This is a genomic window from Pseudidiomarina halophila (genome assembly GCF_003987215.1).
In the GTDB taxonomy this organism is placed as follows: Bacteria; Pseudomonadota; Gammaproteobacteria; order Enterobacterales; family Alteromonadaceae; genus Pseudidiomarina; species Pseudidiomarina halophila.
Map to the genome: position 1 here is coordinate 1 of NZ_PIPW01000003.1, position 15,065 is coordinate 15,065.

Sequence of the window (15,065 nt, forward strand, 5' to 3'; positions counted from 1 at the left end):
GAACTCAGTAGTGAAACGCTTCAGCGCCGATGGTAGTGTGGGGTTTCCCCATGTGAGAGTAGGACACCGCCAGGCTTTAATTAAGAAGAGACCCCGAGCTAACGCTCGGGGTTTTTTTATGTCTGCAAAACAAACAGCAAAAGCGTTGTTCGTTGCTCGTACGTTCGGCGTTGCCTCACTGCTCGTACGCTACGCTGCTCGTTTGTAATTCGAACAGCGTAGCGCACGAACAACGAACAGCGCAGCGCACGAGCAACGCTCTCGCTCTTAGCTCTATAAGTGCGGTAACGCACAGACGGAACTCCCGAAGAAGTTGATACTTACGGTCGAACCGAATCCCAGGTCACAAAGATCTGATCGGATACGCCTGTAAACTTCACCGAGGGACTTATCCATGTCTTCCAACTCATCTAGATTCTCAATGATCAGAAATTGGCTCGCGCTGATTTTGGTCAGCACTTTTTTGGCTGCCTGTGGCGATGGCGGTCGTGACCCGATCCTCGGAAACGAAGGTAATGTAGCGTTGTCACCAACTGTTACGGCAGTCACTCCTCTAAACAATGCAACTGACGTCATGGTCAGCGGAGCTTCAATTACGGCCCAATTCAGCGTACCAGTTGATCCGTTAACTACCAGCGACTTTACGCTGACGTGTGCGGGCGCGTGTACCAGTCCTATTGGCACCGTCTCCATGAATGATGCGGGCACCGTTGCGACATTTACGCCAACGAACCCGGCCGTGTTGAATCCATCGACCCTTTACACGGCGACTATTCATGATGCACAAAGTCAGGAACATGGCCTTGCACTTAAAAGCCCTTACACCTGGTCGTTCACTACCGGACTATCTCCAGATACAACGCGACCACAGGTTGTCGCGACGGACCCGGTAACAACAACGCCTGGACCGACAACTGGTGTCGCTATAGCGACTGAGGTTTCAGCTGAGTTTAGCGAAGCCATGCAAGCCTCAACGATTTCCTCATCAAGCTTTACCCTGTCTTGCGAATCGCCTTGCGTTGCGCCAAGTGGCACGGTCTCGTACGACGCAGAAAGCATGACAGCGACTTTCTTGCCAGCGCAAGATCTGGAGTGGGAAACCACTTATACTGCAACTGTAAATGATACTGTCACCGACCTGGCCGGCAACCGACTTGCAGGGAACCAGGGCGCAGCGACAGTGGCAAGCGATTATATCTGGCAGTTCACTACTGTAATGGAACCAGATACCACGCGACCACAGGTCACCCTGACTCAGCCGGATACAAGCTCTCCCCGTCCGACTGAAGATGTGCCGGTAAATACTTCGATTCTGGCAGTCTTCAGTGAAGATATGGCAGCGGCCACCTTCTCAGAAACCACGTTCACGTTAACCTGTGAAACCCCTTGTATAGCACCAGTAGGTACTATTTCGTACGACGCTGATTCTAAAACAGCAGTCTTTATGCCGGCACAGGACTTAGAGTGGGAAACCCTCTATACCGCAACGATCAGTCAAACAGTAACGGATCTTGCCGGCAACGAACTGGCCGGGAATCAGGGGCCAGCCACCGAAGCTAGTGACTACGTCTGGCAGTTCGTAACGGGCTTAACTCCGGATACCACACGTCCTCGTGTGACCTTGACCGAGCCAGTAACGACTAATCCGGGACCCACACCTAATGTTCCCGTCAATACCAGCATCAGTGCGATCTTCAGTGAAGTCATGCTGCCAACAACTATTGATGGCGCGAGCTTTACCCTGACCTGTGAAACACCCTGTGTCTCTCCTGTGGGTGAAGTGTCTTACGTCGTTGCCTCACGGAGTGCGGTATTTACACCGGACCAGAATCTTGAAGAAGGCACCACCTACACCGCAACCTTACTGAGTAGCATCACCGATGTTGCTGGTAATGAACTGGCCGGTAATCAAGGCCCGGTTGCTGATGCAAGCGATTATGTCTGGACCTTTACCACAGTCGCGCCAGTGGCGATGAATAACATTTCGGTGACAAGCACTGATCCGATGAATGCCGGAATGCTTGAGGTATGCCCGAACGCCAGCGTTAACGCCAGCTTCGAGATCCCCTCAGGTTCACGTCTTGACCCCACCACAGTTAACAATATGACATTTCTGTTGGTCGAAGATGCGAACCCGATGAACAGTGTGTTAGCAGAGTCCATCGAAGTGGATGTCGATACCGGCACCGTGGTGACCTTAATTCCAAAAGACCAGTTACCAGAAGATGTTACCTATCGTGCCACCTTAGTAGCCGGTGCGGATGGGGTGAAAGACTTAATGGTCCCTGGTAATGAAATGCTCGAAGACTACGTCTGGACGTTCACTACTGTCCCGGCTGTGGAAAGCTGTTTAGAGCCAGTTAACCTGCAATCTGCTGCACCTTTTGGTACCTTTGGCGGCACTGCCGGTGTCACCAATGAAGGCCTGCTCACTATTATTAACGGTGATCTGGGTACTACCGGCGCCTCGACCTTAGTGACAGGATTTGTCTCAGAGCCCGGTTGTGAGTACACCATCACTACCCTTAATGAAGGTCAGGTCAACGGTAAAATCTATACCGCACCACCACCTCCAACCGTTGCTTGTCCGCAGGATGGCACGGCCGTGACCGAAGCCATTGCAATTCAGGCCCGACTTGATGCCGAAGAAGCTTATATCGCGCTCACCCCTGCAAACATGCCGGGTGGACAGAATCCTGGTAATGAAAATCTTGGTGGCCTCACTCTGGCCCCTGGTATTTACCAGGCACAAAGCGGTGCATTTCGCATTCAAGGTGGCGATCTGACTCTAGACGCACAAGGCAATCAGAATGCAGTGTGGGTCTTCCAGATGGCGACGACCCTGACCGTGGGTGGACCCGGTGCAGACTTCCCGCAAAGCGTGATCCTCACCAATGGTGCACAAGCGAAGAATATCTTCTGGCAAGTAGGTAGCGCCGCAACCATTAACGCTGCCGGCGGTGGCACCATGAAAGGTACCATCATCGCGCAGGACGGGGTCAGCATCTCTACCGCAGGAAACGTCAACATCGTCACCTTGGACGGTCGGGCGTTGTCTCTGGGCGCATCCGTTACGGTTGTTAATACCGTAATCAATGTACCGGCAGAGTAATCGACAACACCTACAAGGTTTCAGTGGAGAACACCATGAAAACGAATAAAATTACACAAGCAATGACGGTACTGTTTCTGGCGGGTGTGGCACTACCAGCAGTCGCACAGGAGCAGGATGGTTGGTATCTCGGAGTGGGTGGCGGTGCGACCCGCGCCACTATCGCTGAAGATGAAATTACCGCAGATCTGATGAATTCAGGTTATCAGGTGACGGAATTTGACGCTGCCGAAAACGACTCTGGTTATAAGATCTTTGCCGGCTATCAATTTAACCAGAACTTCGCCCTTGAAGCGGGTTACTTTGATTTAGGAAACTTTTCCTACGACGCGACCACCAGTCCTGCGGGCATGAAGTCCGGACAGCTGGATTTAAACGGCTGGAACATGGATTTTATTGGCTTGCTACCTGTATCTGAAAGCGGCTCACTGTTCGCCTTGGTTGGCGCCCATAAAAGCGAAGCTGAGGTTCATTTTGCCGGCACCGGAGCGGTCAATGTGCTCACCCCAAATTACGCGAAAACGACCACCGATTATAAGTTCGGTGTTGGCTACCAATACCAGCTGGGCGAACATTTCGGTCTTCGCTTAGCGGCTGAGCGTTATCGGATGGATGATGCCGTAGGAAATGACGGCGACATCGACCTGTATTCGGTAAGTCTGGTGTTTCGTTTGGGTGGTGGCGGTCATGCACCAGGTCCGGCAACACAAGCGGCGGCGCCGGCAGCTCAGGCGCCGGTTGTGGCTCCGGCACCAGTGGCGGCGACAGAACAGTACTGCAGTAGCTTGGAAATTGAGTTTGAAATCGCAAATAATGATATTCAACGCGTCAATCAGGAACGTATGCGCGTACTGGCGACGTTCTTAGAGAGCTATCCGGAGACCAACGCGGTGATCGAAGGCCATACGGACAATGTGGGTACGGAAGCGGATAACCTGAAGCTGTCGCAACAACGCGCACAGGCTGCGGTTGATTATCTGGTCCGTGAACACGCTATCGACCGCGATCGACTCACTGCAGTAGGATTTGGTGAGACTCAGCCGGTGGCGGATAACAGCACCACCGCCGGCAAGCAGAAGAACCGCCGTATTCATGCGGTGATTGGTTGTGCGACAGGTATTGAAGGTCTTGAGCCGCTGCCAGCACGGGTAACTCTGGCCATGGAACTCGAGTTTGATACCAACGACGCAACTATTGCGCCTAAGTATTATGATGAGCTCGACTCCATCGGTGAATACCTGCAAACCAACCCGGAACTCAGCGCAACCCTGGAAGGACATACGGATAATGCCAGCCCGGAAGTTGCCCAGCAAATCTCACGGGCCCGTGCACAAAGTGTTGCCGATTATCTGGTCAGCCACTTTGCTATCGACCGTTCACGTCTGAACGTTCAGGGGTATGGCTCGACACGCCGTGACACCTACAACGCAACCGCTTCAGAGCGGCAGGACAATCGTCGGGTAAATATTATTATTAGTTATCCGAAGTAAGGATGTGTCATCCCTGGAGTGTGCCTGGCGTAATCGCCCGGCACACTTTTTTTATTTAGCGTCGTAGGTGTCCGGAAGGTAATGAAGCAAACGCTCGCATTCTTTTCTGACCACTTCGTAGCACTCGCAACTTAACGTCTCCAGTTTTGGCCGATCGATTACAGTCACAACTCCACGATGGTATTCAATAACATGCAGCTTCTGCAGTTTTCCGGCAGCGGCGGAAACCCCTTCGCGGCGCACGCCAAGCATGTCAGCGATAAGCTCCTGCGTCATAGTTAGAACATTGGACGGGATGCGATCCAACGAAAGAAGTATCCAGCGGCATAACTGTTGCTCGATGCTGTGATGACGATTGCATACCGCAGTTTGAGCCATCTGCGTCATTAACGACTGGGTGTAGCGCAGCAACAAGTCATGCAACTTCTCGTGACGCTTGAATTCTTCGCGCAACAGTCGGGCCGAGAGCCGATACGCATTTCCTGCACTTTGCACGACAGCACGGTTTGGCGTACTGCCGCCGCCCATAAATAATGGAATACCAAGTAATCCCTCGTTACCGACCACGGATATCTCCGCAGAATCACCGTTTTCCATTACAGAAACCAATGAAATAATTGAGTTTGTTGGAAAATAGACATGCTTCAGCTCGTCGCCGGACTCATATAAAGATTTACCGAGTGGCAGGACGACAAGCTGCAGGTGGGGCTTGAGCCGCATTCTTACCTCGTCGGGTAAGGCGTGCAGTAAGTAGTTTTGTTCCAATGACGGCGCGGGGTAGAGGCCGCTAGCTTGTCGCTTTATGGTATCCAAATAGAATCAGTCCTTATTTCTTTGGAGGCAACTAAACAGCATAGCCGATCTGTACAAAAATGTATTGGCAGCAGCACTTTTATCGCTGCTTTTCCCAATAACTAATATCCACTATCTCATAACGCTTTCGCCCTTATGTTTCTATTTTTTCGAATGAAACCACCTAATTATCGCACTATTCATTTCATTTGATTCATCTAAAATGGCCCATGTTACGTACAAGGAAAGGCTTATGCTGAAAAATTCACAGCACAGTTACGGTTGGATCGCCATCGCCATTCATTGGCTTTCAGCAATCGCGGTTATTGGTCTCTTTGCTTTAGGTTATTGGATGCTGACCCTTAGCTATTATGACCCCTGGTACCGCTTAGGCCCATGGTGGCACAAGTCGATTGGCCTGAGCTTGTTAGCGCTGACCATCATCCGACTGGTGTGGCGTTGGGTGACGGTGCGGCCCGAATTGATAGGCAGCCGTTACGAGAAGTTTGGGGCAAGAGTGGGACACGCCCTGCTCTATGCACTGTTGCTGGTGACTATGGTGAGCGGTTACCTGATTTCGACCGCGGATGGCAGCAGTATTTCGGTGTTCGATTGGTTTGAAATACCGGCGCTGATCACCACGATTCCCGAACAAGAGGAACTCGCCGGCGACATCCATTGGTATACAGCACTGAGCCTGATTATTTTAGCTGGCGTTCATGCGCTGGCGGCATTACGACATCATTTCTGGGATAAGGATGCGACCTTAAAACGCATGCTTAAACCGCAAAAGTAAAACCTTAAAGGAGGTTAACATGAAAAAATTATTACTCGCAGCTGCCGTTGGCGCAGCATTAAGCGGTGGTCTTAGCCAGGCACAGGCAGCGGATTACGTGATTGACATGGAAGGGCAGCATGCTTTCATCCAGTTCAAGATCAGTCATCTGGGCTATAGCTGGTTGCTAGGTGAATTCACCGACTTCGAAGGTACCTTCAGCTACGATGAAGCCAACCCAGGTGCTGCGACAGTGAATGTCACCATCGATACCGCAAGTATCGACAGTAATCATGCCGAGCGCGATAAGCACTTACGTGGCGACGATTTCCTGGCCGTGGATGACTATCCGGAAGCGCGATTTGTTTCGACCAGCTACACCGAAAGCAGTGACGGCAAAGGTGTCTTAGCCGGAGATTTGACCCTGCATGGTGTGACTAAGCCGATTGAAATTGCAGTAAACGAGGTTGGCGCAGGTCCTGATCCATGGGGTGGCTTCCGCCGTGGTTTTGAAGGCAAAGTGACTTTGACCTTAGCGGACTTTGGTATTGATTATGACCTTGGTCCAGCCGCGAAAACCGTCGATATGTACTTATCGATTGAAGGTATTCGCCAGTAAGTTTCTTATGAAACGGTTGACGCTGCGGTTAATCCCGCAGCGCTTTTTCGTAGGCTTCAAGTGCCGCCTGAGAATTGCCTTGTGCCGCATAGACATGAGCTAAATCAAGCCAGACTCGCCGTGATGGCACTAATTCTGCGGAACGTCGCAATGCGCGTTCGGCTAATGACCATTCTTTCGTCATTAAAGCGATCTGACCCATAGCCTGCAACAATAAGCCGTCTTCAGGCTGCTTTTTCAGCTGACTCTGCAGGTAATCCCGCAATTCCGGTCCGGCAACTAATAATTGCTTCTCCAACAAATGCGCAAGCTTCAAGTCGCCACGTTTTAAGCCGCGGGCTGCAACTTTATCGGCCGCGTCCTGTTGTTGGTAAATCTTAAGTACCGCCAGGTAGGCGCGACGGATAGGTGCCTTGCGACGTGAGTCACGCGACAGGTTGCGCCATTTGGTCGCCAGACCCGCCTGACCCTCACGCCCTGCTGCGAGGAAGTGTTCGCGATACGCTTTTTCCGTAAGCTCGCTGATTTCCGTGTCATTCAGTAACTGCAGACGTTCTGCGTCAGCTAAACAGGCGATGACGTCATCCCAGCGATGTAAATTCTGGTAAGCGGTTAGTGCTAATCTAAGTAACTGCGGATGCCGCGGGTAGTCGCGGCGGAGTTGCTGAATTTCAGCGATACGGTTGGCCGCTTGTTCAGGGTCTTGTTGCAGAGTGAACAAGGTTTCCGCTAAGGCCAGTTCGCCCGGCTGTGGCGCATGCTGCAACCAGTCCCGTGCTTGACTGTAATCTTCGTTACGGGCCGCTGCGTAGCTGGCAAACAGCGCGACGGTACCGTCGTGACGCAACTGCCAGCTGCGGTTAAACGCGCTCGACGCCGCGTGAGAGTCGCCATTGACCAGTGCTTTAGCGCCTTCGGTCAGCGCGTTTTTGGCTTTGGTCGTACGTCGTTCACCAAACCATTTCAGGCCCCATGAGGTACCACGGATGATGCGCATAATGAAGCCAAGCACGACGCGCAGTACTATCACCGCCAGTACCAGGATAATGATCGCAGCGACTAAGCTGGTTTCGACGGTGTAGTTGCCGACGGCAATTAACATGTAACCCGTATTACCGTCCCATAACGGACCGATAAACAGGCCGGCAATTAGCAGTAAGACGATGATCCAGGCGTATTTCATGGGTTCGCTCCCGCCGTAATTGAACGTGCCAATCGATTTAATACAGGTGGGCTGCGAAGTTGTGCCGGTAAATCCGGTTGCAAGCGTTGTTCAGCCAGAGCGTCAAGTTCAGCATCGAGCGCATTAAGCTCAAGCTCGCTTTGCGCCTGAATTTCCGTCACTAACCGGCGAGCCTCGGTTAGGCTCGCCTGATAGAGTTCATCGGACTGACTTAAAGCAGCCAGCTGTGCCAGTTGCAGCTGCAGCAGCACCCGCTGTTTGGTCAACTCGACAAAGGCCATCGACAATTGTGGCTCAATTGGCTGTTCACGGTGCTGTACCCGCACCAGCTGATTAAATAAGGTTTTCGCACTCGCCTGCAAGCGAGTGTACCAGGCTGCATCGTCAGGCACTTGGGTGTCGGTCAGGGTGCGGCCTGGCGCAGTAATTGACCACTCTTGGTCGGTAAGCTGGGTGCGCAAACTGCTGAGCGCCATGGCCACGTCAATATGAGCATCTGTGGTCACCGACTGTAGAGCGACTTTGTCGTCGTTGATGGCCTGGCGCGCGGTCTGATAGGCCGGATTATTGAGCGCTGCCAAGTGCGAGTCAGCGAGATCCAGCAGTTGCAGCGCCAATTCTGGCTGTTGATCAAGGTAAAGTTTGTTACTGGCTTGTTCGGCGAGGTGGCGCGCTTCAAGCAGTCGCCATGCGGTGGCTTGTGAGACATCCAGCGAGGCAAATTCAGCTTGCACAGATTGCACACTGCGCTGTAAGTCACCCAGTTCCTGCGCTTGATCGCTCACATTCCGCCGCAGGTTTTGTGCTACCTCGTCAACCTGTTTTGCGACCTGTTGCGGCAGGCGCTGTTGCTGTTGTTCGATTTCTTCCAGATTCGTGCGAACGCGCTCAAGCTGCTGTTGTTGCTCAGTAGTTTGTTGCTGTAGCTGCTGATTTGTCGCCAAAAGTTCCTGGTACACGTAGCGATAACCTAACCAGCCGGCGACACCGATAAGTACCAACAAAATAAGTACCAGCAACCAGGGCAGCAGGCTTTTGCGCGGTTTACCCGCACCCGCCTCGTCCTTACCAGCTTCAACCTCTGCCGCATCCGCTTCTGCTTGGTCGGTCTCGGTTTCCTGCTTCAATTCGTTCGACATGGTTCACACTTCCTTCGTTAGTTGTAGCGCTCGCTGCCATGCATCTACCATAGCAAAACTTGCAGCACTATCGGCAACTGCGACGCGTTTACTTAACGCCACGGGTAATAATTGCTGGAGCCGGCTACTCGCCACAATCCAGGTACAGTCGGCCAGCCAGGCTTTTGTCTCGTTGGGTATCGCGGCCAGAAAAGCACCCAACTGCTCGGCGCTGCTGACCATGATGGTATCGATCTGATCACGCCACTCAGCCAGAGTCGCTGCTGCTGGGGGCTGCGGCTGGCGTTGATAAACCTCAAGGTAGGTCACTTCGGCACCGCGGGCGCGCAAGGTATCAGCAAAGAGTTCCCGGCCATTGTGACCGCGGATCAATAGCCATTGTTGTCCTTCAACCTGCTGCAGCTCAGGTAGAGCCAGTAAGGCGTCGCTGTTATGCTCGCGCCAGGGACAACTGACGGGACGCTGCACCACGTCAGAAATTGCCCGCGCACTGACCGGGCCGACCGCGTACCAGCGACACCTTGGCATTGCCGCGTCAGGTGCCCAGTCGCGGGCCTGCTGGGCAAAATAATGGGCGGCATTGACGCTGACCATCATTGCGGCATCCCATTTTCGATCCAGAATTTCCGCCAAACTATGGCAAGGGTCATCATAACCACTGATCTTCAACATACTGGCGCTTTGCACCCTGGCAGGCTCGTTAAGTTGCGCTGCGCGTTGGCTCAGCAGCTGCTTGAGTTCTGCTGCTTGCTCAGTGGGTCGAAGGATCAGAATAGTGCTCATGAATGCAGCTCGTTCTCCGCATAAACATCTTGAAGAATTTTGCCAGCACCACGGCTGAGTAGGTATTCAGCTAATTCGGTGCCTAGTGCTTCGGCGTGATCGCGATGACCTTTTATGTCGCCTTCAATGATTTCGCTGCCATCCGGGCGACCGACCAAACCGCGTAAATGCAGTTGCTCGCCGTCGAGCTCCGCGTAGGCACCGATAGGCACCTGACAGCCGCCCTGCAAGCGACGGTTCATGGCACGCTCAGCGAGTACACAACTACTGGTATCGGGACAAGTCAGGGGTGCGAGCAGCGCTTTGGTCGCGGTGTCATCGGTACGGCACTCAATGCCTAACACACCCTGGCCATTGGCAGGCAGACAAGTTTCTGCCGGCAGTCGCTGGCGAATGCGTTCGCCTAAATCTAAGCGAATTAAACCTGATGCCGCTAAAATAATGGCATCAAACTGGCCATCATCGAGTTTTCCTAAACGGGTTTGCACATTACCGCGCAAGTCGCGGATCTGCAGGTGCGGGTAATGCGCCAGAATCTGGCACTTACGGCGTAAACTGCAGGTGCCGACGATAGCACCTTCGGGTAACTCGTCCAGCGTATGATAATTATTGGAAACAAAGGCATCACGTGGGTCTTCGCGTTCACAGATACCGAACAGTTCGAGTCCCGGCGGAAACTCCACCGGCAAATCTTTCATCGAGTGCACCGCCAGATCAGCGCGTTCTTCAAGCATCGCGACTTCAAGCTCTTTAACGAATAAGCCCTTACCGCCAATTTTTGCCAGCGGCGTATCTAAAATGATATCGCCTCTGGTGCTCATCGGCACCAGTTCCACCGTTAATCCGTCGTGCAGCGCTTCGAGTCGGGCTTTGATGTGCTCGGCCTGCCACAGAGCCAGTAAACTTTTACGTGTTGCGATGCGTAATATCGTCGCCATGCTTACTCCGCTTTTAGCGTGATCGGTTGTTCAGCTTGTTTGCTTCCCGCTTCGGTGAGCAAGCTCCAGAGCTCGGCACCGGTGCGATTATCGATCCACTTACCGTCCCGGTACTCGAAATGATGCCCGTTGAATTTGGTTGCCACCCAAAGTTGCTGCAAAGGTGGTTGTTTATTGATGACCATCTTGGTGTCGTTCGGGAAGGTCATCTCCAGAATGTCGCCGCCAGACTCGCAATCGATGTCGATACCGGTCTTTTCAAACGCTTCTTCAATTGCCAAAATCGTCGCTTCGGCCAACTCATGATAATCGTGGTCTTGCATGTCAACTCCTGATAATGACATTTGCGCGCTGCAATGCGATGATAAGCGCACGGTTAATTTGCAATTCACAAGGGTACAGTTTACCGATGTTTAAGCTGAAAGTAATGCGTCCAATCATTGTAGCAGCAACCTTGGCCTTGGTCGCCTGTGGTCAGAAAGGACCATTGGAAATGCCGCCACCTGCGGAAAAGAACCAACCATCGGCAAACGTGGCCCCTGAGCCAGTACAGGAAACTAAATAAGTATTATGAGCTTCACCTATAAAGGAAACCAGTTTTTCGCGGAAGAATGTGCCGTTGCGGACCTTGCAAAGGCCCATGGGACGCCATTATTTGTCTATTCTAAGGCAGCTATCGAGGCGAACTGGCAACAGTTTGCTCAGCACTGGCCAGCTCCGCACAAGCTTTGCTACGCCGTGAAGGCCAACTCTAATCTGGCAGTGCTCAACCTGCTTGCGCGTCTGGGCGCCGGTTTTGACATTGTTTCCGGCGGCGAATTGGCCCGGGTTTTGGCTGCTGGCGGCAAAGCACAGGATGTGGTTTTTTCCGGCGTCGGCAAAAGTCATGACGAAATCGCCTACGCGCTGGATCAGAACATCGGTTGTTTTAACGTCGAATCAGCGGCAGAACTTGAGCGTATTCAGAACATCGCCAGTGAAAAAGGCGTGGTGGCACCGATCTCAATACGGGTTAATCCGGATGTCGACGCGCAAACCCACCCGTACATCGCTACTGGCTTAAAAGCCAATAAATTCGGTATCGCCATGACCGAAGCGCTGGACGTATTTCGGCGCGGCGCGACGCTGGCGAATCTCGACATGCGCGGTGTGGATTGTCATATCGGCTCACAGATCCTGTCGCCAAAACCGTTTTTGGATGCCGCTGAGCGGATGTTCGATTTGATTACCAAGCTGCGTGGCGAAGGTATTCAGATCACCCATTTAGATATGGGTGGTGGTTTTGGTATTCCTTATCAACAGGAAGAAAAACTCGAAGTAAGTGGTTACTTACAGACGCTACAGGAAAAGGCCGAAAAACTCGGTAACCTGAAGCTAATGCTGGAGCCTGGTCGGGCGATTGTCGGTAATGCCGGCATCATGGTGACCAAAGTTGAATATTATAAGCCGGGCAGCGAAAAGAACTTCCTGTTAGTTGACGCGGGTATGAATGATTTGCTGCGGCCTTCGCTGTACAACGCTTATCATGCCATTGTGCCAGTTGAGCGTCATGACGGTGTCGATGAGCAGTTGGTCGATGTGGTGGGTCCGGTTTGTGAAACCGGCGACTTCTTCGGGCACGCCCGCCATTTGGCCGCGCAAGAAGGCGATATGCTGGCGGTTATGAATGCTGGCGCCTATGGTTTTACCATGGCCTCGAATTACAATACGCGGCCGCGTGCCGCAGAAGTTATGGTGCACGGTAACACTGCGACGCTGGTGCGCGAACGTGAACCTTTGGCAAGCTTGTGGCAGGGTGAACACTTGCTCGGAGACGATGCGTGAACTTCAGTAAGATGCACGGTTTAGGTAACGATTTCATGGTGATCGATAACGTTACTCAAACGATTTTTGTGAACCCGGAACAGATCCGTCAATGGGCGGATCGGCATCGTGGCATTGGCTTCGATCAGCTGTTGCTGGTTGAACCCCCATATGACCCGGATCTTGATTTTCATTATCGCATTTTCAATGCCGATGGCACTGAAGTCGCCCAGTGTGGCAATGGCGCGCGCTGCTTTGCTTTATTTGTAAAACAGCGCGGACTGAGTAACAAAAATCACCTGCGGGTCAGCACCAAAGCTGGCAATATGGTCTTGCATCATGAACGTGATGGGCGTATCACAGTAGAGATGGGTGAACCCAGGTTTGCCCCCAGCGCGGTACCTTTTAAAGCAAATAAAGAAGAATTGACCTATGTTTTAAGGGTGCAGGAACAGACTGTACTTTGTGGTGTTATGGGCTTAGGCAATCCGCATTGTGTGACCGAGGTTGACGATGTCGCGCAGGCACCGGTAGCAACTTTAGGCAAAGCATTAGCGACCCATGAGCGTTTTCCGGAAGGGGTCAACGCTGGTTTTATGCAGATCATTGATCGCAATCATATCAAGCTACGCGTTTATGAGCGTGGTGCAGCGGAAACCCAGGCGTGCGGTAGTGGTGCTTGTGCGGCCGCCGTTATTGGTATGCGTTTAGGTAAATTAAATGACACCGTGTTGGTTGAGCTACCCGGCGGGCAGTTAACCATTCGCTGGCAACCCGGGCAAACGGTGCGGATGACCGGACCCGCCGAACATGTTTATGATGGACACATGAAATTATGAGCAACGAAGCAAAAAAACAAGCTCAACAGACGGTTGTTGATGACACATTAATTGCCGCTTATCTTGAAGAAAATCCAGACTTTTTTGATCGCCATCCAGATTTATTGCAACAGCTTAGTGTGCGGCATCAGGCGAAAGGCGCGGTATCCTTAGTCGAGCGGCAGCAACAAGTTTTGCGGCAGCGGGTGCAGCATCTGGAAGAAGAAATTACTGAATTGATGGTCACTGCCCGGCGCAACGAAGAATTGTTTCGTTATTTCAGCGAACTGTCGGTGAAACTGCTGCAGAGTCAGAGCCTTGATGAGGTGATGGACAGCTTACAGCAGACCTTCTCGGAACAACTGCAAATGCCGGCACTTACCCTTAAGTTCTTTGATAGTCCGCTGGAACTTGAAACCCAGTTCACTTTTGCTGCGGATACCCATAAGCAGTTGCTCAGCAAGCGCTTCCGCGATGATACGATTTACCTGGGCAGACTCACTACCGACGAGCAGAAACTATTGTTCCCAAGCGAAGCGATCGCCTCCGTGGTGCTGTTGTTGTTAGGTGAAGAGGGTGAGCTTGGCATGCTGGCCATTGGTAATCATGATGCCGGCCACTTCGAGCCAGCTATGGATACCCTGCTGGTTAAGCAATTACAGATCTTGCTGAGCCAGATCCTGCCACCGCTGTTACACCATCATGAAGCTCGTTGAGGTCAGACAGAAGTTTCTTAACCATCTGGCCGGCGAGCGTGGTCTCGCCGAGCACACACTCGCCAATTATGGTCGTGTACTAAAGCACGACATCGCCTTTTTTGCTGAACAGGGCCTTGATGAAATCGCGGCAGTTGGCGTTACCCAATTCGAACGGTTATTCATAAATTGGCGTCGTCAGGGCTTAGGCGATGCGTCTTTGGCGTTGCGTCTGGCTGCGTGGCGGACCTGCTTCGATTATTGTATTCGGCAGGGCTGGCGGCATGACAATCCGGCGCGGCAAACCAAAGCGCCAAAAACAGCCAAGCGACTACCGAAAAACCTTGATGTCGACAGCATCAGCCAACTCCTGAACTTACCCGCAGACGACGACTTAGCGATTCGTGATGCTGCCATCATGGAACTGCTGTATGGCAGTGGCTTACGCTTAGCTGAATTAGTCGCGCTGGATATTGACGGTATCAACCCACGCCACCAGGAATTGCGGGTGCTGGGTAAAGGTGGCAAAACACGCATCGTGCCCTATGGTCGTTGCGCCGCCGAGGCATTGAAAAAATGGCTGCCTGTACGGAATAAGTGGTTGCATGGGAACCTCAACGAAGTTGCCCTTTTTATCAGTCAGCGACAGCGCCGCATAAGCCCGCGGACGGTACAGCAACGGCTGAACCACTGGGGCCGGCAACAGGGGCTAAATGGTAGCTTACATCCGCACAAACTCCGCCATTCCTTTGCCTCGCATATGTTAGAATCAAGCGGTGATTTACGTGCGGTGCAGGAATTACTCGGGCATGCTAATTTAAGCACTACTCAGGTTTACACCCACCTGGATTTCCAGCACCTGGCCAAGGTTTATGACGCCGCCCACCCGCGTGCGCGCAAAAAGTAACTTAGACAAAA

The 15,065-nt window shown here is 52.4% G+C and carries 15 protein-coding genes and 1 rRNA gene; 10 read left to right on the plus strand and 6 right to left on the minus strand.

Features of this window, described 5'->3' with window-relative positions; translation table 11 throughout:
- From rrf to CWI69_RS09130, 3 genes are all read left to right on the plus strand, one after another.
- Nucleotides 1-75 (plus strand): 5S ribosomal RNA (gene rrf, locus CWI69_RS12410); the annotation flags it as partial.
- Nucleotides 76-421: 346 nt separating this feature from the next.
- The gene (locus CWI69_RS09125; protein ID WP_198678934.1) at nucleotides 422-3,112 is read left to right on the plus strand and encodes an Ig-like domain-containing protein; all 2,691 of its coding nucleotides are present in this window, start codon (nucleotides 422-424) and stop codon (nucleotides 3,110-3,112) included.
- Between the two features lie 35 nt (nucleotides 3,113-3,147).
- A complete protein-coding gene (locus tag CWI69_RS09130) occupies nucleotides 3,148-4,602 on the plus strand; it encodes an OmpA family protein (RefSeq protein WP_126763911.1) in 1,455 nt (484 codons plus the stop codon).
- A gap of 51 nt (nucleotides 4,603-4,653) precedes the next feature.
- Here the strand turns inward: CWI69_RS09130 and CWI69_RS09135 are convergent, their stop codons facing one another.
- Nucleotides 4,654-5,322: a Crp/Fnr family transcriptional regulator gene (locus CWI69_RS09135; protein ID WP_126763912.1), complete on the minus strand. Its 669-nt coding sequence runs from the start codon at nucleotides 5,320-5,322 to the stop codon at nucleotides 4,654-4,656.
- 325 nt (nucleotides 5,323-5,647) lie between these two features.
- On the opposite strand from CWI69_RS09135, the gene CWI69_RS09140 reads away from it, so the two are divergent.
- Together CWI69_RS09140 and CWI69_RS09145 are read left to right on the plus strand one after the other, a co-directional pair.
- The gene (locus tag CWI69_RS09140) at nucleotides 5,648-6,190 is read left to right on the plus strand and encodes a cytochrome b (RefSeq protein ID WP_126763913.1); all 543 of its coding nucleotides are present in this window, start codon (nucleotides 5,648-5,650) and stop codon (nucleotides 6,188-6,190) included.
- Between the two features lie 19 nt (nucleotides 6,191-6,209).
- Nucleotides 6,210-6,788 carry a YceI family protein gene (locus tag CWI69_RS09145; protein WP_126763914.1) on the plus strand — a complete coding sequence of 193 codons (579 nt, stop codon included), beginning with the start codon at nucleotides 6,210-6,212 and terminating at the stop codon, nucleotides 6,786-6,788.
- A gap of 28 nt (nucleotides 6,789-6,816) precedes the next feature.
- Here CWI69_RS09145 and CWI69_RS09150 read toward each other — a convergent pair whose 3' ends face one another.
- Genes CWI69_RS09150 through cyaY form a run of 5 tightly spaced genes read right to left on the minus strand, consistent with a single transcriptional unit; the run spans nucleotide 6,817 to nucleotide 11,154 of the window.
- Nucleotides 6,817-7,971, minus strand: coding sequence for a heme biosynthesis HemY N-terminal domain-containing protein (locus tag CWI69_RS09150; RefSeq protein WP_126763915.1), 1,155 nt, complete (start codon nucleotides 7,969-7,971; stop codon nucleotides 6,817-6,819).
- A complete protein-coding gene (locus CWI69_RS09155; RefSeq protein WP_126763916.1) occupies nucleotides 7,968-9,110 on the minus strand; it encodes a uroporphyrinogen-III C-methyltransferase in 1,143 nt (380 codons plus the stop codon). Before CWI69_RS09155 ends, CWI69_RS09150 begins: the two co-directional genes overlap by 4 nt.
- A gap of 3 nt (nucleotides 9,111-9,113) precedes the next feature.
- On the minus strand, nucleotides 9,114-9,893 hold the full coding sequence (locus CWI69_RS09160) for a uroporphyrinogen-III synthase (RefSeq protein ID WP_126763917.1): 780 nt from the start codon (nucleotides 9,891-9,893) through the stop codon (nucleotides 9,114-9,116).
- Nucleotides 9,890-10,831: a hydroxymethylbilane synthase gene (hemC, locus tag CWI69_RS09165; protein WP_126763918.1), complete on the minus strand. Its 942-nt coding sequence runs from the start codon at nucleotides 10,829-10,831 to the stop codon at nucleotides 9,890-9,892. The genes CWI69_RS09160 and hemC overlap by 4 nt, the downstream gene beginning before the upstream one ends.
- Before the next feature lie 2 nt (nucleotides 10,832-10,833).
- The gene (gene cyaY / locus CWI69_RS09170; protein WP_126763919.1) at nucleotides 10,834-11,154 is read right to left on the minus strand and encodes an iron donor protein CyaY; all 321 of its coding nucleotides are present in this window, start codon (nucleotides 11,152-11,154) and stop codon (nucleotides 10,834-10,836) included.
- Nucleotides 11,155-11,258: 104 nt separating this feature from the next.
- Here cyaY and lptM point away from each other — a divergent pair, with 104 nt between their 5' ends.
- The 5 genes from lptM to CWI69_RS09195 are packed head-to-tail and all read left to right on the plus strand — an operon-like array spanning nucleotide 11,259 to nucleotide 15,054.
- Nucleotides 11,259-11,396 carry an LPS translocon maturation chaperone LptM gene (gene lptM, locus CWI69_RS09175; protein WP_198678935.1) on the plus strand — a complete coding sequence of 46 codons (138 nt, stop codon included), beginning with the start codon at nucleotides 11,259-11,261 and terminating at the stop codon, nucleotides 11,394-11,396.
- Nucleotides 11,397-11,401: 5 nt separating this feature from the next.
- A complete protein-coding gene (lysA, locus tag CWI69_RS09180) occupies nucleotides 11,402-12,655 on the plus strand; it encodes a diaminopimelate decarboxylase (protein ID WP_377094615.1) in 1,254 nt (417 codons plus the stop codon).
- A gap of 11 nt (nucleotides 12,656-12,666) precedes the next feature.
- Nucleotides 12,667-13,473 (plus strand): diaminopimelate epimerase, encoded by an 807-nt coding sequence (dapF, locus tag CWI69_RS09185; RefSeq protein WP_126764234.1) that lies wholly within the window; start codon nucleotides 12,667-12,669, stop codon nucleotides 13,471-13,473.
- Nucleotides 13,470-14,168, plus strand: a complete 699-nt coding sequence (locus tag CWI69_RS09190) for a DUF484 family protein (protein ID WP_126763922.1) — start codon at nucleotides 13,470-13,472, stop codon at nucleotides 14,166-14,168. The genes dapF and CWI69_RS09190 overlap by 4 nt, the downstream gene beginning before the upstream one ends.
- The gene (locus CWI69_RS09195; protein WP_126763923.1) at nucleotides 14,155-15,054 is read left to right on the plus strand and encodes a tyrosine recombinase XerC; all 900 of its coding nucleotides are present in this window, start codon (nucleotides 14,155-14,157) and stop codon (nucleotides 15,052-15,054) included. The genes CWI69_RS09190 and CWI69_RS09195 overlap by 14 nt, the downstream gene beginning before the upstream one ends.
- The last annotated feature ends 11 nt before the right edge of the window (nucleotides 15,055-15,065 follow it).

Bases quoted from the DNA above. Each gene is read 5' to 3' on its own strand.
- CWI69_RS09125 (WP_198678934.1), top strand. From the start codon at position 422: ATGATCAGAAATTGGCTCGCGCTGATTTTGGTCAGCACTTTTTTGGCT.
- CWI69_RS09130 (WP_126763911.1), top strand. From the start codon at position 3,148: ATGAAAACGAATAAAATTACACAAGCAATGACGGTACTGTTTCTGGCG.
- CWI69_RS09135 (WP_126763912.1), bottom strand. From the start codon at position 5,322: ATGCGGCTCAAGCCCCACCTGCAGCTTGTCGTCCTGCCACTCGGTAAA.
- CWI69_RS09140 (WP_126763913.1), top strand. From the start codon at position 5,648: ATGCTGAAAAATTCACAGCACAGTTACGGTTGGATCGCCATCGCCATT.
- CWI69_RS09145 (WP_126763914.1), top strand. From the start codon at position 6,210: ATGAAAAAATTATTACTCGCAGCTGCCGTTGGCGCAGCATTAAGCGGT.
- CWI69_RS09150 (WP_126763915.1), bottom strand. From the start codon at position 7,971: ATGAAATACGCCTGGATCATCGTCTTACTGCTAATTGCCGGCCTGTTT.
- CWI69_RS09155 (WP_126763916.1), bottom strand. From the start codon at position 9,110: ATGTCGAACGAATTGAAGCAGGAAACCGAGACCGACCAAGCAGAAGCG.
- CWI69_RS09160 (WP_126763917.1), bottom strand. From the start codon at position 9,893: ATGAGCACTATTCTGATCCTTCGACCCACTGAGCAAGCAGCAGAACTC.
- hemC (WP_126763918.1), bottom strand. From the start codon at position 10,831: ATGGCGACGATATTACGCATCGCAACACGTAAAAGTTTACTGGCTCTG.
- cyaY (WP_126763919.1), bottom strand. From the start codon at position 11,154: ATGCAAGACCACGATTATCATGAGTTGGCCGAAGCGACGATTTTGGCA.
- lptM (WP_198678935.1), top strand. From the start codon at position 11,259: ATGCGTCCAATCATTGTAGCAGCAACCTTGGCCTTGGTCGCCTGTGGT.
- lysA (WP_377094615.1), top strand. From the start codon at position 11,402: ATGAGCTTCACCTATAAAGGAAACCAGTTTTTCGCGGAAGAATGTGCC.
- dapF (WP_126764234.1), top strand. From the start codon at position 12,667: ATGCACGGTTTAGGTAACGATTTCATGGTGATCGATAACGTTACTCAA.
- CWI69_RS09190 (WP_126763922.1), top strand. From the start codon at position 13,470: ATGAGCAACGAAGCAAAAAAACAAGCTCAACAGACGGTTGTTGATGAC.
- CWI69_RS09195 (WP_126763923.1), top strand. From the start codon at position 14,155: ATGAAGCTCGTTGAGGTCAGACAGAAGTTTCTTAACCATCTGGCCGGC.